The sequence below is a fragment of the Methylocystis sp. Sn-Cys genome, from assembly GCF_016745395.1.
GTDB classification, from domain to species: Bacteria; Pseudomonadota; Alphaproteobacteria; order Rhizobiales; family Beijerinckiaceae; genus Methylocystis; species Methylocystis iwaonis.
In genome coordinates this window covers 92,783-115,049 of the sequence record NZ_JAERVJ010000002.1, presented here as the reverse complement: position 1 = coordinate 115,049, position 22,267 = coordinate 92,783, and the positions used below count along the sequence as shown (strand labels likewise).

At 64.4% G+C, this 22,267-nt stretch carries 28 protein-coding genes and 1 tRNA gene; 14 read left to right on the top strand and 15 right to left on the bottom strand.

Annotation, left to right across the window (positions count from 1 at the left end):
* Positions 1–55 precede the first annotated feature (55 nt).
* The 3 genes from JJT62_RS05270 to pyrC are packed head-to-tail and all read right to left on the bottom strand — an operon-like array spanning position 56 to position 2,451.
* Positions 56–610, bottom strand: coding sequence for a peptidylprolyl isomerase (locus JJT62_RS05270; RefSeq protein WP_202071662.1), 555 nt, complete (start codon positions 608–610; stop codon positions 56–58).
* A gap of 27 nt (positions 611–637) precedes the next feature.
* Positions 638–1,135, bottom strand: a complete 498-nt coding sequence (coaD, locus tag JJT62_RS05265) for a pantetheine-phosphate adenylyltransferase (RefSeq protein ID WP_202071661.1) — start codon at positions 1,133–1,135, stop codon at positions 638–640.
* The gene (pyrC, locus tag JJT62_RS05260) at positions 1,132–2,451 is read right to left on the bottom strand and encodes a dihydroorotase (protein ID WP_202071660.1); all 1,320 of its coding nucleotides are present in this window, start codon (positions 2,449–2,451) and stop codon (positions 1,132–1,134) included. The genes coaD and pyrC overlap by 4 nt, the downstream gene beginning before the upstream one ends.
* A 356-nt stretch (positions 2,452–2,807) precedes the next feature.
* On the opposite strand from pyrC, the gene JJT62_RS05255 reads away from it, so the two are divergent.
* Positions 2,808–2,972, top strand: a complete 165-nt coding sequence (locus tag JJT62_RS05255) for a hypothetical protein (protein ID WP_202071659.1) — start codon at positions 2,808–2,810, stop codon at positions 2,970–2,972.
* Between the two features lie 64 nt (positions 2,973–3,036).
* Here the strand turns inward: JJT62_RS05255 and thpR are convergent, their stop codons facing one another.
* Both thpR and JJT62_RS05245 read right to left on the bottom strand, forming a co-directional pair.
* A complete protein-coding gene (gene thpR, locus JJT62_RS05250; protein ID WP_202071658.1) occupies positions 3,037–3,606 on the bottom strand; it encodes an RNA 2',3'-cyclic phosphodiesterase in 570 nt (189 codons plus the stop codon).
* A gap of 32 nt (positions 3,607–3,638) precedes the next feature.
* Positions 3,639–4,253, bottom strand: coding sequence for an arylesterase (locus tag JJT62_RS05245; protein ID WP_246744731.1), 615 nt, complete (start codon positions 4,251–4,253; stop codon positions 3,639–3,641).
* A gap of 97 nt (positions 4,254–4,350) precedes the next feature.
* Here JJT62_RS05245 and JJT62_RS05240 point away from each other — a divergent pair, with 97 nt between their 5' ends.
* Both JJT62_RS05240 and JJT62_RS05235 read left to right on the top strand, forming a co-directional pair.
* Positions 4,351–5,028 (top strand): ABC transporter ATP-binding protein, encoded by a 678-nt coding sequence (locus JJT62_RS05240; protein ID WP_202071656.1) that lies wholly within the window; start codon positions 4,351–4,353, stop codon positions 5,026–5,028.
* Complete coding sequence (locus tag JJT62_RS05235) at positions 5,028–7,586, top strand: ABC transporter permease (protein WP_202071655.1); 2,559 nt, start codon at positions 5,028–5,030, stop codon at positions 7,584–7,586. Before JJT62_RS05240 ends, JJT62_RS05235 begins: the two co-directional genes overlap by 1 nt.
* Positions 7,587–7,589: 3 nt before the next feature.
* On the opposite strand, the gene JJT62_RS05230 is transcribed toward JJT62_RS05235, so the two are convergent.
* On the bottom strand, positions 7,590–8,156 hold the full coding sequence (locus JJT62_RS05230) for a Uma2 family endonuclease (RefSeq protein ID WP_202071654.1): 567 nt from the start codon (positions 8,154–8,156) through the stop codon (positions 7,590–7,592).
* 68 nt (positions 8,157–8,224) lie between these two features.
* Positions 8,225–8,626 (bottom strand): copper resistance CopC family protein, encoded by a 402-nt coding sequence (locus JJT62_RS05225; protein ID WP_202071653.1) that lies wholly within the window; start codon positions 8,624–8,626, stop codon positions 8,225–8,227.
* A 250-nt stretch (positions 8,627–8,876) separates the two neighbouring features.
* On the opposite strand from JJT62_RS05225, the gene JJT62_RS05220 reads away from it, so the two are divergent.
* The 5 genes from JJT62_RS05220 (at position 8,877) to JJT62_RS05200 (ending at position 12,842) form a co-directional block, all read left to right on the top strand.
* Positions 8,877–9,863 carry a DUF2232 domain-containing protein gene (locus tag JJT62_RS05220; RefSeq protein WP_370568483.1) on the top strand — a complete coding sequence of 329 codons (987 nt, stop codon included), beginning with the start codon at positions 8,877–8,879 and terminating at the stop codon, positions 9,861–9,863.
* Between the two features lie 50 nt (positions 9,864–9,913).
* The gene (gene rplI, locus JJT62_RS05215; RefSeq protein ID WP_202071651.1) at positions 9,914–10,477 is read left to right on the top strand and encodes a 50S ribosomal protein L9; all 564 of its coding nucleotides are present in this window, start codon (positions 9,914–9,916) and stop codon (positions 10,475–10,477) included.
* 388 nt (positions 10,478–10,865) lie between these two features.
* Positions 10,866–12,371 carry a replicative DNA helicase gene (locus JJT62_RS05210; protein WP_202071650.1) on the top strand — a complete coding sequence of 502 codons (1,506 nt, stop codon included), beginning with the start codon at positions 10,866–10,868 and terminating at the stop codon, positions 12,369–12,371.
* A gap of 8 nt (positions 12,372–12,379) precedes the next feature.
* Entirely contained in the window at positions 12,380–12,622 is a 243-nt protein-coding gene (locus JJT62_RS05205) for a DUF4160 domain-containing protein (protein WP_202071649.1), read from the top strand.
* The gene (locus tag JJT62_RS05200) at positions 12,597–12,842 is read left to right on the top strand and encodes a DUF2442 domain-containing protein (RefSeq protein WP_202071648.1); all 246 of its coding nucleotides are present in this window, start codon (positions 12,597–12,599) and stop codon (positions 12,840–12,842) included. Before JJT62_RS05205 ends, JJT62_RS05200 begins: the two co-directional genes overlap by 26 nt.
* 53 nt (positions 12,843–12,895) lie before the next feature.
* Here JJT62_RS05200 and JJT62_RS05195 read toward each other — a convergent pair whose 3' ends face one another.
* The 4 genes from JJT62_RS05195 to JJT62_RS05180 form a co-directional block, all read right to left on the bottom strand.
* Positions 12,896–13,375 carry a PRC-barrel domain-containing protein gene (locus JJT62_RS05195; protein ID WP_202071647.1) on the bottom strand — a complete coding sequence of 160 codons (480 nt, stop codon included), beginning with the start codon at positions 13,373–13,375 and terminating at the stop codon, positions 12,896–12,898.
* A 280-nt stretch (positions 13,376–13,655) separates the two neighbouring features.
* Positions 13,656–14,714, bottom strand: a complete 1,059-nt coding sequence (locus JJT62_RS05190; RefSeq protein ID WP_202071646.1) for a MaoC family dehydratase — start codon at positions 14,712–14,714, stop codon at positions 13,656–13,658.
* 4 nt (positions 14,715–14,718) lie between these two features.
* The gene (locus tag JJT62_RS05185; protein ID WP_202071645.1) at positions 14,719–15,042 is read right to left on the bottom strand and encodes a DUF167 family protein; all 324 of its coding nucleotides are present in this window, start codon (positions 15,040–15,042) and stop codon (positions 14,719–14,721) included.
* The gene (locus JJT62_RS05180) at positions 15,035–15,322 is read right to left on the bottom strand and encodes a YggT family protein (protein WP_202071644.1); all 288 of its coding nucleotides are present in this window, start codon (positions 15,320–15,322) and stop codon (positions 15,035–15,037) included. The genes JJT62_RS05185 and JJT62_RS05180 overlap by 8 nt, the downstream gene beginning before the upstream one ends.
* A 160-nt stretch (positions 15,323–15,482) precedes the next feature.
* Here JJT62_RS05180 and JJT62_RS05175 point away from each other — a divergent pair.
* The 3 genes from JJT62_RS05175 (at position 15,483) to JJT62_RS05165 (ending at position 16,888) form a co-directional block, all read left to right on the top strand.
* Positions 15,483–15,558: transfer RNA gene (locus tag JJT62_RS05175), tRNA-Ala, on the top strand.
* Positions 15,559–15,871: 313 nt separating this feature from the next.
* A complete protein-coding gene (locus JJT62_RS05170; protein ID WP_202071643.1) occupies positions 15,872–16,072 on the top strand; it encodes a hypothetical protein in 201 nt (66 codons plus the stop codon).
* A 555-nt stretch (positions 16,073–16,627) separates the two neighbouring features.
* Positions 16,628–16,888, top strand: a complete 261-nt coding sequence (locus JJT62_RS05165; protein ID WP_202071642.1) for a hypothetical protein — start codon at positions 16,628–16,630, stop codon at positions 16,886–16,888.
* A 12-nt stretch (positions 16,889–16,900) separates the two neighbouring features.
* On the opposite strand, the gene JJT62_RS05160 is transcribed toward JJT62_RS05165, so the two are convergent.
* Complete coding sequence (locus tag JJT62_RS05160) at positions 16,901–17,119, bottom strand: hypothetical protein (RefSeq protein WP_202071641.1); 219 nt, start codon at positions 17,117–17,119, stop codon at positions 16,901–16,903.
* 108 nt (positions 17,120–17,227) lie between these two features.
* The gene (gene rpsU / locus JJT62_RS05155) at positions 17,228–17,506 is read right to left on the bottom strand and encodes a 30S ribosomal protein S21 (protein ID WP_202071640.1); all 279 of its coding nucleotides are present in this window, start codon (positions 17,504–17,506) and stop codon (positions 17,228–17,230) included.
* Between the two features lie 782 nt (positions 17,507–18,288).
* Here rpsU and JJT62_RS05150 point away from each other — a divergent pair.
* Together JJT62_RS05150 and JJT62_RS05145 are read left to right on the top strand one after the other, a co-directional pair.
* A complete protein-coding gene (locus JJT62_RS05150; RefSeq protein WP_202071639.1) occupies positions 18,289–20,022 on the top strand; it encodes a DEAD/DEAH box helicase in 1,734 nt (577 codons plus the stop codon).
* Between the two features lie 166 nt (positions 20,023–20,188).
* Positions 20,189–20,383 (top strand): hypothetical protein, encoded by a 195-nt coding sequence (locus JJT62_RS05145; protein ID WP_202071638.1) that lies wholly within the window; start codon positions 20,189–20,191, stop codon positions 20,381–20,383.
* A gap of 23 nt (positions 20,384–20,406) precedes the next feature.
* On the opposite strand, the gene JJT62_RS05140 is transcribed toward JJT62_RS05145, so the two are convergent.
* Both JJT62_RS05140 and JJT62_RS05135 read right to left on the bottom strand, forming a co-directional pair.
* Positions 20,407–20,622 carry a hypothetical protein gene (locus JJT62_RS05140; protein ID WP_202071637.1) on the bottom strand — a complete coding sequence of 72 codons (216 nt, stop codon included), beginning with the start codon at positions 20,620–20,622 and terminating at the stop codon, positions 20,407–20,409.
* Positions 20,623–20,822: 200 nt separating this feature from the next.
* The gene (locus tag JJT62_RS05135; protein ID WP_210340579.1) at positions 20,823–21,071 is read right to left on the bottom strand and encodes a hypothetical protein; all 249 of its coding nucleotides are present in this window, start codon (positions 21,069–21,071) and stop codon (positions 20,823–20,825) included.
* 447 nt (positions 21,072–21,518) lie between these two features.
* On the opposite strand from JJT62_RS05135, the gene JJT62_RS05130 reads away from it, so the two are divergent.
* The gene (locus tag JJT62_RS05130; RefSeq protein ID WP_202071635.1) at positions 21,519–22,031 is read left to right on the top strand and encodes a hypothetical protein; all 513 of its coding nucleotides are present in this window, start codon (positions 21,519–21,521) and stop codon (positions 22,029–22,031) included.
* The last annotated feature ends 236 nt before the right edge of the window (positions 22,032–22,267 follow it).

Here is a 22,267-nt window from a genome sequence, read left to right as displayed (position 1 = left end):
CTGCTTCGAAACGCCGCCTACGGCGGCTCCTCAGCAAGAGGGCTTTTCACCTTGATTAGCTTTCGTCGCCCGCGGCGCGCATCTTCACGATCTTGTCCGGGGCAACGACCATGCCATTGTTGGATTTGTCGCCCTTCTTGATCTTGTCGACGACGTCCATGCCCGAGATCACCTCGCCCCAGATCGTATATTTGCCCTGGAGCTGCGGCGCGTCGGCGTAGCAGATGAAGAATTGCGAATTGGCGGAGTCCTTGTCGCCCGGCTGGCGGGCCATCGCGACCGTGCCGCGCTTGAAGGGCAGATCGCTGAACTCGGCCTTGAGATCGGGATAGCGCGAGCTGCCCATGCCCGTGCCTTCCGGGTCGCCGGCTTGCGCCATGAAGCCGTCGATCACGCGGTGAAAGACGATCCCATCATAGAAGTGTTCCTTGGCGAGGCGCTTGATGCGCTCGACATGCTTGGGCGCCAGATCAGGCCGCAGCTTGATGGTGACGCGTCCGTCTTTCGTGTCGAGGTAAAGAAGCTCGTCTTCCGCGCGGACGATCGAAGCGGTTCCCAGCGCGGCCGAAAAAGCCACGGTAGCGAGCAGCAGGCGGCGGGTAAGTTTCATGGAAATGCCTCCCTTTAGGCCTTGGTTTTATCCGCGCCTTGTGATGGCGCGTTTCAGGGCCTCGACGGAAGCGGCCGGCGCGAAGGCCGACACGTCGCCGCCGAGCGCCGCGATCTGGCGCACGAGGGTGCCGCTGATGTGGCGGAGCCCTGGCGAGGCCGGCAGGAAAACCGTGCGAATGCCGGGCGCGAGCGTCCCGTTCATCCCCGCCATTTGCATTTCATAGTCGAAATCCGAGCCGTCGCGCAATCCGCGCAGGATCGCGCCGGCCCCCTGCTCTTTCGCAGCCTCGACCACGAGGCCGTCGAAGCTTACGACCGCGACCTTCTCGCCGAAACCCTCCTGGGCAACGACCGTCCGGATTGTTTCGGCCCGCTCCTCGAAAGTCAGCCACGGCGCCTTGCCGGGATGCACGCCGATGGCGACGACGACCTTGTCGAAAAGCGCGACGCCCTGGCGGAGAATATCCAGATGACCGTTGGTCAGCGGATCGAAAGTGCCGGAATAGAGGGCGGTGCGGCTCATGAGGCGCGCTCGTAGACGATCTCGCCAGCGACCACAGTGGTCTTTGGCGCGCCCTGCAACAAGGCGCCGTCGAAGGGCGTGTTACGGCACCGCGAATGGAGCTTTTCGGGATCGACGACGAAGGGCTCGTCGGGATCGAAGCGGATGAGATCGGCCGGCGCGCCCTTTTGCAGACGGCCCTGCTCCAATCCGAGGACTTCCGCAGGGCGCGACGACATGGCGGCGAGGAGCTTGGGAAGCGCAATATCGCCGGAATGGACAAGCCTCAAGCCGGCAGCGAGCATTGTCTCCGTGCCGATGGCGCCGAACTCGGCTTCCGCAAAAGGCAGGCGCTTCATTTCCACGTCCTGCGGATCATGGTCGGAGACGACCACGTCGATCAGCCCCTCGGCGAGCGCGGCGACAAGCGCCTTGCGTTCGTCCTCCAGGCGCAGCGGCGGGCGCAGCTTCAGGAAGGTTCGGTAATCGCCAATGTCGTTTTCATTGAGCGTGAGGTGGTTGATCGTCACGCCGCAGGTGACGGGAAGCCCCGCCGCCTTGGCGGCGCGCAGCGCGTCGAGCGACAGCGTCGTCGTGACAATGGCCGCGTGATAGCGCGCGCCGGTGAGCGCGACGAGCCGCAAATCGCGATCCAGCATGAGCGCCTCCGCTTCGCGCGGCACGCCCGCAAGCCCCAGGCGCAGGGCGAAATCCCCTTCGTTCATCACGCCGCCGGCAAGGTCCGGGTCCTGGGGGAAATGCACCACCAGCGCGCCGAAGTCGCGCGCATAGCTCATGGCGCGACGCATGACGAGGGCGTTTTTGACCGAGCGCGCGCCATCGAAAAAGGCCACGGCGCCCGCCTGCTGCAGAAGGCCCAGCTCGGCGATCTCCTTACCCTCGCGGCCCTTGGTGAGCGCCGCCATGGGCAGAACGCGAACGCGCCCCGTATCGCGCGCGCGGCGCAGGACGAAATCGACCACTGCGGGGTCGTCGACCGCCGGGAAGGTCGCGCTCGTGGCGACAAGTGTCGTCACGCCGCCGGCGGCGGCGGACAGTGTGGCGCTGGCGATGGTCTCGCGATGCTCGGCGCCGGGCTCGCCGACGAAGGCCTGCATGTCGATGAGGCCGGGCGCGAGGACGTCGCCCGCGCAGTCAATGACTCGGGCGCCGTCGGGGGCGTTTTGCGCGGTCAACGCCGGCCCAAGATCGGCGATGCGGCCATCCACGGCGAGCAGCCCGCCGCGCGTCTCGCTCCCCGCGGCGGGGTCGATCAAGCGGGCGTTGACGAAAAGGAGCGGCGCGGAGGGCCGCGGCGACGGCTGATGAGGCGACATGGCGCCTGATTAGGGCATTTTGCCGGGGTTGGGAATGCGCCGAGGCGATGAATGTCCGGCGGCGCCGCGACGGCGCAAGGCCCAGCCACATCCCTCCACTTTCGTAAGACCAGTCTCGTCTTGAATCCAGCCAGTATAAATCTGATAGATCCAAATAAATTGCCCATCTGTTTGTGCGTCTGTGGTCCTTTTGCTTGGACGTTTTCTCGCTCAACCTGCCGGCGTCAACGAGACGGCGTTCCCCCTGTTGCCTTGTTGGCGAGCGACGGCCGGCCTCCCGCGAGGCCTTGGGAGCCGGCCGTCGCTCCCTCGTCGACAGGCGGAATTCGCAAACAATCAACTAAAGGGAGGGAAACATGGCTGTTAACGTCCATACCGGCGAAGTCGGAAAAGTCCTGATCTACATCGCCGGATTTGTCGCCTTCGTCATTGTCGCGATGACTTGGGTCCCCGCGTGGATCTCACCCGACTCGGCAAATATCACGGGCAACACGGGCTCGACCGCGCGCATGGTGCAATAAGCGCGTGCAAAAGGGCGTTCCAGGAACCGATCCGCCCGGAACGCCCGATTCTCTATCTGCTTGCCTATAACCCTACCGCCCCGGTCAGCGCCGGTCGCGCCTCATAAAGCGGATATTCCGCTTCGACGACGTAAGGTCCGCCGCCCACCGAATCGCGCGACGAGTAGAGCACGAAGCGCTCGGCCGTGAACCGCAGCGGCGGGAAATAGCCGCGCGCGCCGAGATAGGCCGCAACGGAGGCGGCGTTCGACCCGCGCAGCCGCGCCAGCGTCACATGCGGCGAAAACTTGCGCGGCTCCGGCGGCGCGCCGAGGCGGCGCATCAGCCTCTCCTGCTCGGCCTGCATCTCCAACACCGCCGGGTCCGGCCGCACGCGCGCCACGATGGCGCGCGGCTTGCCGCCGCCGAAAGAGGCGAGCTGATCGATCGTCACCACGACCTCGGGCCGGCGGATGAAGGACAGCGCATTGGCCACATCATGGGCGAAGCGGTCGTCGACGTCGCCGAGGAAGCGTAGCGTGATGTGATAGTTTTCGACGTCGATCCAGCGCGCGCCGGAGACGCCCCCGCGCAGCCGCGCCAGACTGTCAGCGATGTGGGGAGGAACTTCCAGGGCCGTAAAGAGTCTAGGCATGCGCTCCTCCTCGATGCTGTGAACATCCCGCGCTATTGCGCGCGCGACTGCACCTTCGCGTCCGGGGACGCGAGAACCTTTTCGACATAAGGGGCTATTTTCGTCACGACCTTGGCGACGCCCGCCGGGTTGGGATGCAAGCCGTCGCCGAGCAGCAGCTTGGGCTCGCCCCAGATCCCTTCCATGAAAAACGGAACCATCGTCACTCCATATTTGGCGGCGAGGTCGGGATAGATCGAATCGAATTCCTGTCGGTAAGCTTGCCCCCAATTGTTGCTCGAGACCATGGCCGCCAAAATGACAGTGGCGCCTTTCGACTGAAAACTTTCGATGATCTTCGAAAGATTGGCCCGGGCTTCCTGGGGGGGTGAGCCGCGCAGCATGTCATTGGCGCCGAGCTCCAGGATCGCGACGTCCACGTGGCCGTCGGACAATGTGTAGTCGAGGCGCGCGAGGCCGGTGGCGGTCGTGTCGCCGGAAACGCCAGCATTGATCACATCGACGTCGTAACCGTCGGCCTGTAGACGCTTTTTCAACTGGGAGGGCAGCGAATCCCCGGCGGGCAGCCCGAAGCCCGCAGTCAGGCTGTCGCCGAAGGCCAGAACCCGCTTTTGCGCCGCCTCGGCGCCGCCCGAAAACAACGCCATGGAAACGCTCAAGATTTGGAGCCAGCCCCCGAAGAGGCGATATAAGGGCGAAGCAAAAGGCGTCTGAAGCGGCGCGTCGTTCAAGGATCGTCTCTCCGTGCAACCAGTTATCGAACTCGCAGACGTCCATCTCACGCTGGGCGAAGGCGCCGCGCGGGTCCATGTCCTCAAGGGCGTCAGCTTGAACATAGCCCATGGCGAAACTGTGAGTCTTCTGGGGCCCTCCGGGTCGGGAAAATCAACGCTGCTCATGACCCTCGCCGGGCTGGAGCGGCCCGACTCCGGCGCCGTCAGGATCGACGGAAACGACCTCGGGGCGCTCTCGGAAGACGCGCTGGCGCGCTTCCGTGGTCAAAAGATAGGGGTCGTGTTCCAGTCTTTCCAGCTCATTCCGACCATGACAGCGCTCGAGAACGTCGCTGTGCCGCTGGAGCTTGCGGGCAAGCCCGACGCCTTCGCGGTCGCCGAGGCGGAGCTCGCCGCCGTCGGGCTCGGCCATCGTCTCTCCCACAATCCAACCCAGCTTTCCGGCGGCGAGCAGCAGCGCGTCGCCCTCGCCCGCGCGCTCGCCCCCGACCCGCTGATTCTGGCCGCCGACGAGCCGACCGGCAATCTGGACTCCGAGACCGGCGCGTCCGTGATCGACCTCATCTTCGCCCAGCAGAAGCGCCGGGGCGCGACGCTGGTGCTCGTCACCCATGACGCCACCCTCGCCGCGCGCTGCGGACGGCGCGTGCGACTGCGCTCGGGGCGCATCGAGACGGACGAAAACTAATGGCCGGCGCGCGCTTTCGCTCCCTCCCCTTTGGCCTGCGCTTCGCGTTGCGCGATCTCCTCGGCGATCCGCGCGGCTTTTCGATCTTCATCGCCTGCATCGTCATCGGCGTCGCCGCGATCTCGGGCGTCTCGGGCCTGTCGCGTTCGCTCTCTCAGGGCCTCGCTCGCGAGGGCCGCACCATTCTCGGCGGCGACGCATCTTTCAGCGTTATCGCGCGGGAGCTGACGCCCGAACAGCGGGCGTTTTTCCAGGCGCGCGGACGCCTCTCGGAAATCTCGCTGATGCGCGCTATGGCCCGGCGCGACGACGGCGAGGCGGCGATGATCGAAATCAAAGCCGTCGATCCCGCGACCTATCCCGCCTTCGGCGCTGTCGCGCTCGATCCCGCCGTCCCACTCGCCGAGGCGCTGGCGGAGAAAGACGGCGTCGACGGAATCGCCGTCGATCCGATCCTGCTGGCGCGGCTCGACGTGAAGCTCGGCGATACGCTCTTGATCGGCAATAGTCGGATGAGATTGCGCGCGCTGCTCATGAGCGAGCCCGATAAGCTCGCTGGCGGCGTCGGCTTCGGCCCGCGCGTGATGATGACGCGCAAAACGCTTGTCGCCGCGGGGCTCGTGTCGCCGGGCTCTGTGGTGCGCAACGCCACGCGCATTACGCTGAGCGGAAACGCCAGCGACGAGGAGGTGAAAGCCTTCGCCAAATCCGCCGACGCCGCTTTCCCGCAGGCCGGTTGGGATCTGCGCACGCGCGACGCGGTCTCCCCGCAATTCTCACGCAACCTCGATCGCTTCACCCAATTGCTGACGCTGGTCGCGCTGACGGCGCTGGTCGCGGGCGGCGCCGGCGTCGCCAACGCCGTGCAGGGCTTCGTCGAGCGCAAGCGCATGCAATTCGCCGTGCTGAAGGCGTTGGGCGCGACGGGCTCGCATGTCTTCGTCATCGCGCTTGCGCAGGTCCTGGCCGCGGCGGTTTTCGCGATCCTGCTCGGCCTCGCGGTGGGCGCCGTTATACCTGTCGCCGCCGCGGAGACTTTGAAGCAGCTTGCCGAGCTTCCCGTATCGGCGTCTCTCGATATGCGCGGCGCGTCTTTCGGCGCGCTCTATGGACTGCTCGTGACGCTGATCTTCGCGCTCGTTCCGCTCGGACGCGCCCATGAAGTCCCGGTCGCGGCGCTGCTGCGCGACGATACCCGCAGCATCAAGCTCACGCGCTACCGCGCCGGCGCCTGGGCGGCTGCGGCGTTGCTGGCCGCGCTGATCGTCCTCTCCTCTTCCGATCTCAAGCTGGGGCTCGCTTATGTCGGGGCCGCCGCCCTCGCCTTCGGCGCCTTACGCGGCGCCGCCTGGCTCACCATGCGCGCAGCCCGCGCCGTGCCGCGTCCGCGCGATGCGCGTGTGCGTTTCGCCCTCGCCAATATCTGGCGGCCAAAGAGCCTCACGCCGGCGCTCGTCGTCTCGATCGGCCTGACCCAGACCTTGCTCGTCGCCCTCGCGCTCGTGGAAGGCTCGATCCACAATGAGCTCGCGCGCGCCGACGCCGGGGAAATCCCCAATTTCTATTTCATTGACGCGCCGAAAGCGGAGGCGCCGGCTTTCGCCGCCTTTCTGGCCGAGCAGGCGCCCGGCGCCAAGATCGAGCATGTGCCGATGATGCGCGGCCGCATCATCGAGATGAAGGGCGTTCCCGTCGAGAAAATAACCGTCGCGGAGGACGCCAAATGGGCGCTCGACGGCGATCGCGGCGTGACCTTCTCGACCGACCTACCTGCAAATTCTCGCCTCGCCGCGGGCGAATGGTGGCCGGCGGATTATAAGGGCCCACCGCTGGTCTCGCTCGAGGAGCGGGTCGCGGAGGGGCTGGGGCTTTCGCTGGGCGACGAGATCAAGGTGAATGTGCTGGGCCGCGAGACGGTCGCGAAGATTACCAGCCTGCGCAAGGTCGATTGGCGCAGCTTCGGCATCAACTTCGTGATGGTGTTTTCGCCGAACACATTCGCCGCCGCGCCCTACATGGAGCTTTTCACCATCTCCTATGGCGCGCCGAGCGTCGCGGCGCGCGACGCAATGGATGCGCGCCTCGCGCGCGAGGCGGCGAAGCGCTTCCCGATGATCGTGTCGGTGCGCGTGAAGGACGCCTTGCAGGCAGTCGATAAAATCGCCGGGCAATTGGCGCTGGCCGCTCGCGCAGCGGCCGGGCTCGCCATCGTCACGGCTATTCTCGCCCTCGCCAGCGCCGTGGCGAGCGGCCAGCGGGCGCGGCTGCATGACGCCGTGGTGCTGAAGACCCTGGGCGCGACGCGCGGATGGCTTGCGACGACCTATGCGCTGGAATTCGGCCTCGTCGGGCTCGTCGCCTCGCTGATTGCGCTCCTGGCGGGCGCGGGCGCGGCCTTCGCAATGACGACCATGCTGATGAAGATCGACTTCGTTTTCCCGGTGGGCGCCGTGGCGGCGACAACAGCAGCGGCCCTTGCGGTCACGATCGCGCTCGGCCTTGCGGGCACCTGGCGCGTTCTGTCGCGTCGTCCGGGACCGGAGCTGCGGGAGTTGTGAGCCTCAGGCGTCGACGAGCCGGAATTTGAAATCCGGAACGGCGGCGCTGCGGAGAACCTCTTCCGGCCCCTTCCGCGTCACGCTGCCCCAGCCCGTTTCGCTCGGGCCAAGATGGACGAAGGCCACGCGCTCATTGGCGTCGACGACCCAATATTCGCGCACGCCATGCCTGGCATAGAGCTTGGCCTTCAGGTTGAGATCATAAGCGAGGCTGGAGGCGGCGACTTCGATCGCGAGCGAAACATCGGGGCCGCGGACTTCTTGTGACCTCAGACGCTCGGGGTAAACCGAGATATCGGGCTCGACAAACGTATCCGACGAAAGAAAGATCGAGGTTTCGAAACCGACGATCAATTCAGGCGGGCAAGCGCGCACAAGCGCCATTGCAACTTTGGACTTGATGCGCTCATGCGCAGAATACTTCGGCCCCATGGGGACAATTTCCCCCTCGATCAGCTCGAAATTCTCATCTTCGGAAATGATGCCGGCGTCCTGCATGGCGATAATCTCGTCGACCGTGAAGGCGCGGCGGTAATATCCCTCGGCGGCTTTGGTGATGGTCGACGGCATTGAGCGACGGCTCCTCGCGCGTAACCTATCATAGGACAGGGCGCGCGGCGAGGAGCCGGCCAGCCGCCTCAACTTTGCGGCCGCTCATCCTGGAAATCCCGCGCCGGGTCCGCCGCGGCGCGCACCACGAAATCTACCTTTCCTTCCACAATATCGCCGTCGGTCGATAGCACCCGGTAACGAATTTGATAGGGCCCCGGCTTCAGCGCCGGCGCTGGAAGGGTCATCTCTCGCGAGGCTGTTTGCTGCGTCGTCTCGGCGATCACGGCGCCCTTGTCGTCGGTGAGCTTCACGACCGAGAAATGCGCATCGGCCGTAGCCGAGAAGGCCAGCTTGATCCGTGACAACGGATGCATCACCTCCTGCTTCTTCGCCGGAACCGAGTCGATCAGATAAGCGTGAGCCAGAGCTGAAACCTGCGTTGCAGCCAAGGCGAGCGCGGCAAGGGCGACCGTCTGAGGCAGCATCATGAGCCTTCCTCCTGCAAGGCCGCCGCCTATCGCGGCCCATGTGATTCAAACGTCTGGGCTGAGCCGTTGTTCGTTTCCAGTTTTGAATTTTTCTAAAAGGCTGCCGCGACGCTCGCCCTTGCCCTTCCGCCCGCGCCGGACTAAAAGCACGCGATGCGCCGCCGGCCGAGAGGCCGTATCGGCGCTTTTTGGCTTGACCGCGCCGTATCCCGCGGGCGGGCCGCGGACTTCGACCCGGAAGCTGACGCCCGTGCCAGACAAGAGCGTGTTTTCGCTGCAGAATATCGGCGTTTCGATCCTCGCTGGCCTCGCCGCCGCGACGATCGCGCTCGTCGTCACGCGCGGCGGCGTCGGCGGGCTGATCTTCGCCCATCTCGCGCCGCTGCCAATCCTCATCGTGGCCTTCGGCTTTGGAATCGTCCACGGCGCGACCTCTGCGATTCTCGCGACGCTGATCCTCTCGATCTATCCCCACCCTGTCGTGGGCATGGGCTATGGCTTGCTGGTCGCCGGCCCGGCCTGGCTCGCCGCCTATGCGGCGTCGGGCGCGCCGCGCAGCGGCCGCGATCTGATCCGGGCGAATTTTTCGAGCTGGGCCTGTCTCGCCGCCGGCGGCGCGATCGCCTTCGCCGTCATCCTGTGGCTCGTCGTCGCCTCCGTCAGCAATGGCTCGCTCGACGAGGCGCTGAACCCGATCCGCGCCCGCGCCTTCATATTGCTCGACAATATGCGGCGCGACCACCAACTGCCCGAATCCTTGAACCCGACCGAGCTTTCAGGCCAGGTCGCCCTCGCCGTGCCGGCCTTTCTGGCGGGTTACGGGCTCTTCGTGCATGTCGCCAACATCTGGCTCGGAGCGGCAATCGCCCGCGCCTCCGGCCTTCTGACGCGTCCCTGGCCCGACATCGCCATGGAGTTCCGCCTTCCGCGTAGCGTGGGCGGGCTGTTCCTGACCGGCCTCGCTCTGACGTTTTTCCCTGGCCCGTCGGGGGCGATCGGCCTGGTTCTGGCCGCCACCATGGGCATGCTGCTGATGCTGCAGGGCCTTGCTGTCGTTCACATTTTAGTGCGCGGCTCCAAGTCCAGCGCATTGGTCCTCGCGATTCTCTATTTCATGCTCGGCTTCCTCGGATGGCCGATCGTGCCGCTCACAGTGCTCGGCGGCGCCGACACAATCTTCAACTATCGCGACCGCAAGACGGCCGCGGCGCCCCAAAATCCGGCGAAAAGCGATTGACAGAAGCCGGATTTTCCTGACAAAGGCGCCAACTCTCGGAGAAGAAGAAAATGGAAGTCATTCTGCTCGAACGCGTGGCCAAGCTCGGCCAGATGGGCGACACGGTGCGCGTGCGCGACGGCTACGCGCGCAATTTCCTCCTTGCGCGCGGCAAGGCGCTGCGCGCCACGGAAGGCAATAAGGGCCATTTCGAGACCCAGCGCGCTCAGATCGAGGCCCGCAATCTCGAGGCCAAGAAGGAAGCCGAGGCCGTCGCCGAGAAGCTCGACGGCCAGACCTTCGTGATCATCCGCCAGGCGGGCGAGAGCGGCCATCTCTATGGCTCGGTCGCCACGCGCGACGTCGCCGAGGCCGCGACGGCCGGCGGCTTCTCGCTCAACCGCAACCAGATCGTGCTGACCCATCCGATCAAGGCGCTGGGCCTGCACAGCGTGCCGGTGCATCTGCACCCGGAAGTCGACGTCAAGATCACGCTCAACGTCGCCCGTTCGGAAGAAGAAGCCGAGCGCCAGGCGCGCGGTGAATCGGCCACGGCGCGCGAAGAGACCTCTATGGACGATCTCGGCCTCGAGATCGGCGCGGCGCTGGCGGAAGCCGGCGACGTGGAGCTGTAAGAAGCTCTTCCCGTTTTTGTCGTTTGGCCCGGCGCTCGCAAGACCGCCGGGCTTTTTTCGTTGCCCCGCCTTCCAGCCCGAACCCGTCATTGCGAGCGAAGCGATGCAACCCAGAGCCGCACCGGTGTGCTGGATTGCTTCGTCGCTGCGCTCCTCGCAGTGACGATCGCGAAGTGATTCGCGCGGGCTGCAAGCCCTAGCGCTTCCCCGCAGCCTGATTCTTTTCTGCTCTGTGGAAAAGACTCGCAACTGGCGCCGCTAAACCTTCGCTTAAGAGTCAAGGCTGGCGCCCTTACCTCGTTCATGCGAAGGTCACACTCGAACCGGCCGGCTTCCGCGTCGCGTGTTTGAAAGCCCCCGGAATTTCATTCGCAATAAACGAGCTTCTATGCCGCCGATCGAACAATTGGCGGGCCGCCGCGCCTTTCAGGTCGCGCAGCCCGAGACGCCCGCCTATCGCACGCCGCCCCACAATATCGAGGCCGAACAGGCGCTGCTCGGCGCGATTCTCGTCAACAACGACGCCTTCGACCGCGTCTCGGATTTTCTCAAGCCCGAGCATTTCTCCGAGGAGCTGCACCGCCGCATCTATGAGACGACGGGCCAGCTCATCCGCTCCGGCAAGCTCGCGACCGTCGTCACCCTGAAGACCTTTCTCGCCGACATCGAGCTGCCGGCCGGCGTCACCATACAGGCCTATCTCGCGCGCCTCGCGGCGGAAGCGACGACAATCATCAACGCCGAGGATTACGGCCGCATCGTCCACGACCTCGCGACGCGGCGCGACCTCATCAGCATCGGCGAAAGCATCGTCAACACCGCCTTCGACTCGCCCGTCGACGCGAGCCCGCGCGCCCAGATCGAAGAGGCCGAGCGCAAGCTTTATTCGATTGCCGAGACGGGACGCTACGAAGGCGGCTTCCAGCGCTTCGCCGACGCGCTCACCATCGCCATCGACATGGCGTCGAGCGCCTATATGCGCGACGGCCACCTCTCGGGCGTTTCCACAGGGCTTGCCGATCTCGACGAGAAAATGGGCGGCCTGCAGAAGTCCGACCTCATCATCGTCGCCGGCCGCCCCGGCATGGGCAAGACGGCGCTGGCGACCAACATCGCTTTCAATATCGCCAAAGCCTATCAATATGAGACCGAACCGGACGGTTCGCACAAGACCATCAACGGCGGGATCGTCGGCTTTTTCTCGCTCGAAATGTCGGCCGAGCAATTGGCCACCCGCGTCATCGCCGAGCAATCCGGCGTCGCGAGCTACAAAATCCGCCGCGGCGATCTCAACGAAGAAGACTTCCGCCGCATCGTCGACGCCTCGCGCGAGATGCAAAGCATTCCCTTTTACATCGACCAGAGCGGCGGCATTTCCATCGCGCAGCTTGTCGCCCGCGCCCGGCGGCTGAAACGCCAAAAGGGACTGGATCTCCTCGTCGTCGACTATTTGCAGCTCCTCTCCGGCTCGAAATCGCGCGGCGACAATCGCGTGCAGGAACTCACCGAAATCACCACGGGCCTGAAGGCGCTCGCCAAGGAACTGAACGCGCCGGTGATCGCGCTCTCCCAGCTCTCGCGTCAGGTCGAAGCGCGCGACGACAAGCGCCCGCAACTCTCCGACCTTCGCGAATCCGGCTCGATCGAGCAGGACGCCGACGTCGTGCTCTTCGTCTATCGCGAGGAATATTATCTGAAGAACCGCGAACCGCGCGAAGGCACCGAAGAGCATATCCAATGGCAGGCCGAGATGGAGCGCGCCTATGGCCGCGCCGAGGCGATCATCGGCAAGCAGCGCCACGGCCCCACGGGCACGGTGGCGCTGGCCTTCGAGGCCGAGGTGACCCGCTTCTCGAATCTCGCGGACGAGGACAAGCTGCCGGCGCCGATGTGAGGCTGACGATGCCGACCGTTCTCAGGGTTGGTCCCTATCGGTTTTTCTTCTACAGTCTGGAAACGGGCGAGCCGCCTCATATCCATATCGAGTGCGGCACGAGCACCGCGAAATACTGGCTGTCGCCAGTGGAATTGGCTCGATCGCAGGGGTTTCGCGCTCAGGAGCTGACAAAGCTGCGGGCGCTCGTGATCGAAAATCGTGCGCGCTTCCAGGAGGCCTGGGATGCCCATTTCCGCAGTCAAACGTGATGCTTCGGTTGTCGGCTTGGAGTTCGACGAGCACTCCCTGCGCCTTTTCCTTGCAGACGGCCGCGAGCTGGCGACCCCGCTAGAGTGGCTTCCTCGCCTGCGCGATGCTTCGGCGGAGCAACGGAGAAACTGGCGTCCGATCGGCAAGGGGGAAGGCATACATTGGCCAGACATCGATGAGGATGTCTCCGTCAACGCCCTCCTCGGACTGCCGACGTAAAAAGGCCCCGCCAAAGAGCGAGGCCCAATATCATATCGAAGCGTCTTTCGCCGTCAGCGCTCCGCGACCGTCCACGTCTGTTTCGACCGATCGTAGCGGAAGCCCGGGGCCGAGCGGAGCTGATCCTTGTTGACGTTCATTGCGAGCCAGAACTTGTTCTCGCGCTGCGTCGGCGTCACGGCGTCGAACGAAACGGCGACATCCTTCTCGCCCATGCCGAGGAAGCCGCCGACCGACACGATCACCGCCTGCACCTTGCCCTCGCGATCGAGGAGCATGTCCTTGATCTCGCCGAGCTTGTTATCCTGCTGGTCATAGACGTTCTGATCGTACCAATTGGAGACCGCCGAGGCGTGCTGCGGCAGCGTCGTCATCAATTGCGCCGGGGCGCCTGTCGTCCCCATGGTCGCGTTCGGTCCGCGCGTGCTCGATCCGGCGCCCGGCCCCATGGTCGTGCCGCCCGTCGCCTGTGCATAGACGGCGCCGGCCCCCGCCGTCGCCAGCGCAGCCGCGAACATAATCGCTTTCAACATGTCTGTTACTCCGTCGTCGCAAGCGCGAGCCGCGAGCGTGCGATGTCGCGCACCCGTTTCATGACTTCACGCTCTTCGAGGCTCTAGGCACGTGAGACTAGTGTCACGTGCCCCTACAACAGACGGGCTCGGGCGTTGTTCCTAGCTTGGCGGGGTTGGGAAGACGAAGCGATCTTGCAACTCGTCATTGCGAGCGCAGCGAAGCAATCCAGGGCCGCGATTGGGCTCTGGATTGCTTCGTCGCTTCGCTTCTCGCAATGACGGTTAGGCCCGCAACGGCTTACCGCGGCAGCACGGCCCAGTAATCGAGGTCGAGCAGCACCGCCGGATCCGGCTTGCCGTCGGCGGCGTTCAGCGGGAACTCGGCGCAGGGCTTGTCCTTGGTCGCGACGAGGCGCAGGCGCAGCGCGCCAATGTCGCTGCGGCCGGGGATCTCCGCCTTATCCAGCACCTCGCTCCAGGCGAAGATGGTGCCGCCGGCGAAGAGCGGATTGACGTGCTTGCCGCCATTCACCGCCGAGACGTGGAAGACATTCTCCAGCCCGTTGAAGGACAGCGCGCGCGCCATGGAGATCACATGGCCGCCATAGATGATGCGCTTTCCGAAGCGGCCCTGCGATTCGTAATACTGGTTGAAGTGAACCTTGGAGTTGTTCTGGTAGAGGCGCGTCGCGAGCATATGCTCGGCCTCCTCGACGGTCATGCCGTCGATATGGTCGATCTTCTCGCCCACCTCATAGTCGCCCCAGAAGAAGGGCGAGCCGGCGAGCGCCTTGTCATAAGCCGCGACATTGAGCGACGGGACGGCCTTGCCGAGCTCGGACGGCGTAACGGCCTTGGGGAGGTCCGGCACGACGGTCGGGCCAACGGGCGCGTCCTTGTCGCGCTTCTTCACCATCACCCAGCGTGCGTAGGAGAGCACCGTTTCGCCACGCTGATTCTTGCCTGTCGTGCGCACATAGACGACGCCGGTCTCCTTGTTGGAGTTCTCCTTGAGGCCGATGACCTCGGAGGTCGCGTCGAGCGTGTCGCCCGGATAGACCGGCGCGAGGAATTTGAAATCGGCGTAGCCGAGATTGGCGAGCGCGTTGAGCGAAACGTCGGGCACCGTCTTGCCGAGCACCAGATGAAACACCAGCATGTCGTCGATCGGCGCTTCCTGATAGCCGATCGCCTGGGCGAAGGCCTTGGAAGACTGCACGGCAAAACGCGGCAGATAGAGCGCCGTATAAAGCGCGACCTCGCCGACTGTGACAGTGCGCGGCGCGGCGTGGCGCAGCACCTGGCCGATTTTGAAGTCCTCGAAGAAATTGCCGACGTTGATTTTCGACTTGCTCATATTTCTAGCCGTTTGTTGGCGCCAGCTTTGCCAGCGCATCGAGGTAGCGCGCGGGGTCGCCCGCGACAAAAAGCTTCTTCACGCGGCTCGTTTCGCCGGAGCGAATCGTCACCGCTTTTTTGGGCGCCGACAACGCCTTGGCGATCAGCTCGATCAGAGCCGCGTTGGCGCGCCCGTCCTCCGGCGCAGCGCGCACCCGCGCCTTGAGCACGCTTTTGCCGTCCGACAGCGTTTCGATCCCGTCTATGGCGTCGCGCCCGCCCTTGGGCGTCAGCCGCAGCCAGAGCGTGACGCCGTCGGGTTCAACCGACCAGGGCGGCTCAGCCATAGACCAGGGTGCGGGAAATGACGTCGCGCAGGAACTGCAGGGCGAGCAGCAGAATCAGCGGCGAGATGTCGAGGCCGCCGAACGCCGGCACGATGGAGCGGATCGGCCGCAGCGCCGGCTCGGTGAGGGCGTCGATTGCGCGCCAGATCGTCTGCGCAGCCTGGGAGCGCATATTGATCACGTCGAAGGCGGCGAGCCAGGACAGGATGACAGAGATGATCAACACCCACCAATAGAGGTCGATGATGGTGAGAAGCAGATTCGCAACCGCGTAAGACATGCCTTCGTCCCGCAAATGATGGGCTCGGCGCCTTCCTAGCCTCCCCGCCCCCGCGCGGCAACCTTTTGCGACGCCGCAAGCTTATGTGCGAAAAATGACGTTCGGCGTCGATCGGCGATTGACAGAGAAAGGCGCGACCTTTATCCACCCGCCTCGGAGCGGGGCTGTAGCTCAGATGGGAGAGCGCTGCAATCGCACTGCAGAGGTCGGGGGTTCGAATCCCCCCAGCTCCACCAAAAGACCCCAACGAAATCATAGGCAAAGAAAGAAGCGCCTCAAGGCGACGGGAAAGTGCGCGCGAACGCGTCGTTGCGAGCGCGGCGAAGCAATCCAGAGCCCCGTCCCTGCCCTGGATTGCCGCGTCGCTTCGCGCCTCGCAATGACGATCGCGCGACAATTGCCCTCGCCTCCCACCTCGCCGGCTACGCGATCCAAGTTCGAAAAGACCACTGCTCTGCCAGGCAGGCGTCTAGTTCACCAGGAATGGCGAGGGGCGGTGTGAGCGCTCTTATCGTCGCACTCATCATGGTTTGCGTCGGCGGAATTTGCATGCGCCGCGCCCTGTCTCGCGACTGGCGCCCGGACGAGCGAGAACGCCGGGCTTTCCTGCTCTTTTGCGGACTCTTCGGCGCCGGGAGCGTCATTCAGGGCTTGGCGACGAGGAGCGACGCGCCACTGCTTTCGGTGCGGGTCTTCGCCGGTCTTCTGCTTCTGGCGAGCGCCGGTATCGCGATTAAACGCGGTAAATAACCTCTGCGGCTGTCCGCCTTAGCGGCTGCCGCGCTCACCAAAATACGGAGGCTCCGGCGGGCAGTCGGGCGTCGCGCACCTCGGCTTGTAGGCATAAGGGATCATCGCGACGATAAACATCGCGACGCCCAGGACGATGATCGCAAGTCTGTAATTCATGGCGGCCCTCTTCGTGATCTGTTTGGGCCCAGGGCGTCTTTGCGTCCGTGACAATGTCGCTCAATCGACGGGCGAGCGTCCGCCTGCCTTTGGCCAGCGTCCATCAGCCACGTCATGCCCGCGCTTGTCGCGGGCATCCACGCCAGGACATTGCGACACGCGAGGAAAAGAAACGGCGTTGTTCCGCTCATCTTTTTAGCTTTTCCGCGTCGGCGCGGCGTGGATGGCCGCGACAAGCGCGGCCATGACGTCGGGATAATCCGAATTCGGAGCCCTGCGTCAGCGTCGCCTTCAGTGACGGCGCCGCAGACGGCAATTTGAATGTAGGCAGGGTTGATTACGGCCAGCGCCCACCGATTTCCCCTCGCATGCTTGTCAGGAAAGCGCAGGCGAGAAATGGCCCGTATCCAGTTTTACAAATTAGCGATTGGCGGTGGCGTTGGGCGCCTCGTGGGGAGCGTCTCCATGCCGCCATTCGCCGATGAACTGGCGTTCGTTGCATGGGCGCAGGAGGAGCTTCCTGACAGACGCGCAAGCCCCAATATCTGGGAATGGCCCGAAGCGGTTCGCGCGATTGACGAATCCGGGGCCGAGCTATTCCGCTGGACCATCTGGAATCAGATCCAAGCTGGGAAGCCGCTTACCAAAGCGAATTGAACTAGAAACGGGTCAGGACGAGCGCCGCACCGTCTTGATCGCCGCCATCGGCTGCCCCGAGCGCTCGGCGATCTCCCGATCCTGCGCTTCGAGGGCTGCGCGCGCGGGCGCGTCGCCGTCGAGCCCGCCGAGAATTTCCTTCGGAACGCGGCGATTGGAGCGCTGGCTGCCGTCTTCATAGATCACATCGAAAAGGACGAATTCGCTCTTCGAAGCCGGTTTACGAGCCATGGCTGGGCTCTCCTTTGGTGCAATTAGCGCGCTTTCTCATCGCCCGCATGTTTCCATGCGAGCGGAAAGCGCGCTAGCAGCCGGCCACGACCGTGGCCGGCGTGAGCGTCAATTGGCCTGGGCTGCGGGCGCAGGCGCCGCCAGACGCGGCTTCGTGGGGCGAGCCTTACTCTTGGGCGACGGCAGGAGCCCCTCGCGCTGCGCCTGCTTGCGGGCAAGCTTGCGGGAGCGGCGAACGGCTTCCGCCTTCTCTCTCGCGCGCTTCTCCGAAGGCTTTTCGTAAGCGCGGCGCAGCTTCATTTCCCGAAACACGCCTTCGCGCTGCAACTTCTTCTTGAGCACACGAAGCGCTTGATCGACATTGTTGTCGCGAACCAGAACCTGCACGAGTTCTCCGATCTGAAAGTGAGGGACGGCCCCTACTGAGACGCCACATGACGCGCCCCGATGCTCCGGCATCGAAGCGAAAGCTGCGAGAACTCGGATATCGGGAAGATCTCAGGGTGGGGACTTCACGTTCGACCGCCGAACGACCCTGTCCCCTCTCCTGTATGGTACTGCGCCGGCGAGCGCCAGTCTAACAGCGCCTAACCGGGATAATTGGCGGCGTTTTCCCGGCGCCCGCTCATTTTGGGCCAATCGGCGCCTATGACCGCATTTTCATACAACTTCCATTCTGGGCGGGCAGCCCGACCGGGAACCAGAGCCACAAAAGCGCTGGTTTGCTCTGGATTCGATCGCTCGCCCGCGAGCGATCTGGAATGGCGGCGAACCCCGTCATGGCCGCGCTTGTCGCGGCCATCCACGCCGCGCCGACGCAGAAAGCTGCGAACATGAGCGGGAGCAACGCCGCTTCTTCTCCCCGCGTGTCGTCATGTCCTGGCGTGGATGCCCGCGACAAGCGCGGGCATGACGCGGTTGCGTGGGGTTTGTTAACCTGGATCGGAGCCCTGAGCGTGCAAAGACCGCAGTTGCGCGAATGATTAAAGCGTGCTCCATAAGGGCAAAGCCTAAAATGGCCTTGACCAGCATGCGGCTGCGCCGCAATTTCCTGGTTTTCCGCGCCCCTGACGCTCTTGTCACCGCAGACTGACGGTGATTCGCCCCTATCCGCGCACGACAGAAGCGCCCTGTCGGCGAGACACTCAACTTTCCAGGCCCCTCACGCAATGACTTTCTTCGACGCGAGCCCCGCGCTCGCCCGTGCGCTCGAAGAGCGCAACTACACAGCGGCCACGCCCGTTCAGGCCGCGGTCCTGGCGCAGGCGCGCAGCGGCGACATGCTCGTGTCGGCGCAGACCGGCTCGGGCAAGACGGTCGCCTATGGATTGGCCATCGCCCCCACGATTCTCGGCGACACCGGGCAGATCGCCGACGCGCGCGCGCCCATCACGCTCATTGTCGCGCCGACGCGCGAGCTCGCGCTTCAGGTCGAGCGCGAGTTGAGCTGGCTCTACAAATATGCGGGAGCGCGCATCGTCGCTTGCGTCGGCGGCATGGATGCGCGCCTCGAAAGACGCAAGCTGTCGGAGGGCGCCCATATCGTCGTCGGGACGCCGGGACGTCTGCGCGATCACATCGAGCGCGGCGGATTGAATGCGTCGATGCTCAAGGCGGTCGTACTCGACGAAGCCGATGAAATGCTCGACCTCGGATTTCGCGAGGACCTCGAGTTCATCCTGGAAGCGTCGCCTGTCGAGCGACGCACCTTGATGTTCTCGGCCACCATGCCGAAAGGCATCGCCGCGCTCGCCCGGCGCTATCAGCGCGACGCGCAGCGGATCGACGTCGCCGGCGGTTCGCGCGGCCACTCCGACATCGAATACAGGGCGATCCGCGTGGCGCCGCACGAGACGGAGCTGGTGACCGTCAATCTCTTGCGCTACTTTGAGGCGCCGACCGCGATCGTCTTTTGCAACACGCGCGAGTCGGTCAGGCATTTACACGCAACCTTGCTCGAGCGCGGGTTTTCAGCGGCGCTTTTGTCGGGCGAACTCAGCCAGCACGAGCGAAACCACTCGATGCAGGCGCTACGCGACGGGCGGGCGCGCGTCTGTGTCGCCACGGATGTGGCGGCGCGCGGCATCGACCTGCCGAATCTGGATTTGGTGATCCACGCAGACCTTCCGCACGACGTCGAAGCCCTGCAACATCGCAGCGGGCGCACCGGCCGCGCCGGCCGCAAGGGCGTCAGCGCCCTGCTCATCCCCGCCTCGCGGCGCCGGCGCGCCGAGCGGCTGTTGGCGGACGCGGGCGTGGGAGCGCATTGGAGCGGGCCGCCAACCGCCCAGCAAATCCTGGATTTGGACCAGGACCGGATGCTGAAGGATCCGCTTCTGACGGAAACGCCCGCGGAAGAAGATTTTCGCGTGGCGGAATTGCTTCTCGCCGAACGTACGCCGGAGCAGATCGGCGTAGCGCTGGTCCGGCTCTATCGCTCGCGTCTTCCGTCGATCGAGGAAGTCGTGGATCCCGGGGAGGAGCCTGCCCGCCGCGATACGCGCAGCAAGCCGCGTCTCTCCGCCACTCAAATGTGTGAAGAGGCGCGCAAACGCCCGCCTTCCGTCAGCCTGTCCGAACCCGGCGTGTGGTTCCGCCTCGATATCGGCCGCAAGAAGAACGCCGATCCGAAATGGCTGTTGCCGATGCTCTGCCGGAAAGGCGACGTTGCAAGGCAGGATATTGGCGTCATTCGTATTTTCGACCATGAAACGAAAGTCGAAATCTCGTCGCGCGCGGCGGCTCAATTCGCCGCGAACATGCGCCGTCCTGGCGGCGACAATATTCGCGTCGAGAGATTGAGCGGTTCCTCTGAGGGCAAGGCGCGCAATGACGCGACGCCCAAAAGGCAAAAAGAACCAAGAAGCAAAAGTCAAAAAACTGGCCAGAACCGAACGCGGTGACAGTCGGACGGGCGGAGAATCGACTGCCCGCTCTTGAGCATCTTTTAATAACCAATCGGATACTTATCTTTGGCTGTATGGCCGATATTTGGCTTGGAAGCGCCGGAACGGGGTGAGACGCCGGAGCGTCTTCCGGTTCGGGCTTACACAGGAACAGGAGAAACGAGTGGCTAGAGTGACAAACAAGCGGTCGTCTTATCTTTACGGCTTCAACGAGTATCGCCGCGGCGATGCGTTCATTTATCTCGGCGTCCCGTTCGAGCGCGTGCGCAACGCGGCCAAAATGTACGGCTCTCGCAATAAAATGCGCTTCGAGATCACCGAGACAAAAAAAGGCGCGAGGGTCGAGCGCATCGCCTAACGCTACTGTCTGAAGGCGGCGCATCAAAAGTTGGACAGATTTGGTATCAAGCGTCGGCTGAGTTGCTTCGACACAGCGGCGAGCAGGCGCTTTATCTGCAATCGATCGTGTGCGCTCATACGAATATCGCTTGGCGCGATGCGCAGATCCGCCAGCAGCGCCGCTGCTAGCCGATTGCCTGCAAAGCGGGTGATCGCGTAGCGTCGAGCCATAGCAAACGCCTGGAAGTGGCGCAGCAATCATGCTCGATCGAATGCTGTGGCCGTTCGATACTCCCGCTCTTGCGACGCGCGCGAGGGCGCCATCGGCCTTACCCCGGCAAGTTCAACAAACAGGCCCCGAAGCAGCGCGCAACGGGGCCGGCGTATTTCCGTAAATAAAGTGACGGTGCGCCGATCGCCGCGCGTCTACTTGCCCATGCGTCTACTTGCCCTTGCGTCTACCTGCCCATCATGACCGCCATCGCGTCCTTGATGTCCTCGACGGTCACGAAGCCTTTGCGACCCTTGTCGATCTTCTCGAAATTTGCCGAAACGCGCGGCATGCCGGCCTTGGCCTCTTCCGCGGTGAGCTTGCCGTCGCCGTCCTTATCGGCGGCGGCGAATTTGCTCTCCATGGCGGCGAGCTGTGCGGCGTTCTGCGCCTGCGCGGCGCCCAGTCCGATAAAGATCGTCGCACCAACGGCCATTGACAGGCCGGCGTATCCTTTCCTCATCTCGTCATTCCTCCCTAACGCCCAGATTCAAAAGCTGGAGCGCATTCTTTTCGCAAGAGTCTACCAACTTTTGCGGAATGCGCTCTAGCGGCGATGAACGGGCGAGTGTCGCGCATGGCCGCCACGGCGTCAAAAAGGGGCCGATTCGCGCCCGGAGGCGCTTTTGGCCGATCGGAAAAAGCGCGCAGGGCGTTTGAGACGCCAACGGCGCCGCCCGCCGGGCACGGCGCCCGCGTTCGACGAAAGCCATGAAAATCCAGGGTGAAAGGCCACTTGTCGGCTGGCGGCGGCAAGGGCCTGAAACCGCTTGGCGCCCACGAACAAAGTCTCAGAATTGCTACGATCCTCCAATACACGTATCTGTGAGGCTGCTTGACACGGTAGCATGAGCACAGCGATTTTTTGGGAGGAACGCATCGAATGGCGCGTGTTTTATCGACCATTGTGACGGCTCTCGTCGCAGGCGCGATCGGCTTCGGCCTCGGCGTCTATGCGGCGCCGAGCGAGGGCGTCGCCTCTCTGAGGGCGGCGATCGAGAAATTGACGGCGCCGAAGACCGAAGAGGCGCCTGCTGGAACGGCCCCCGCGGAGCCCGCCGCGGCGGAGGAAGCGCCGAAGGAGCCAGACGTTTCGACCGCCCCCGCGGCCGAGTCCGCCCCCGCCGAGACGCCGGCGGCCGTCGAGGCGCCCGCGCCGCAGGAGCCGCAGCCTGCTCCCGCCGCTGCCGAGACCTTTACCCCCGCGCCGCTTCCCGCGCCTGCCGCCGCGCCGCTTCAAAGCGAGCCGGCCGCCGCCGAGGCGCCCGCGCCGGAAGCCGCTCCTAAAGCCGAGGCGAAGCCGAAACCCAAGCCGAAGCCCAAGCCCAAGCCGAAGGCCAAGCCCAAAGCGGCTCCCGCCGACGCGCCGGCCGAGGCGCCCGCGCCGCAGCAGTAATCGGCTAAAAATATTTCGGCCGGCGCCCAGCGCCGGCCGTTTTGCTAAGCTTGTCGGAAGCAGCCTGAACCGCGCGCGGCTTACGCGCCCCTGCGAAACTTCGGCGACCAGCAGGTGACGTTCAATTCATCGAACGATCATCGCAGCTCCACAAAACTCTCATGGCTCTCTCACATGACGCCGCTAGCAATCTGGCGATGCGGTGCGATCGCGCGCTTTCTGGTCACCCGGAAGTC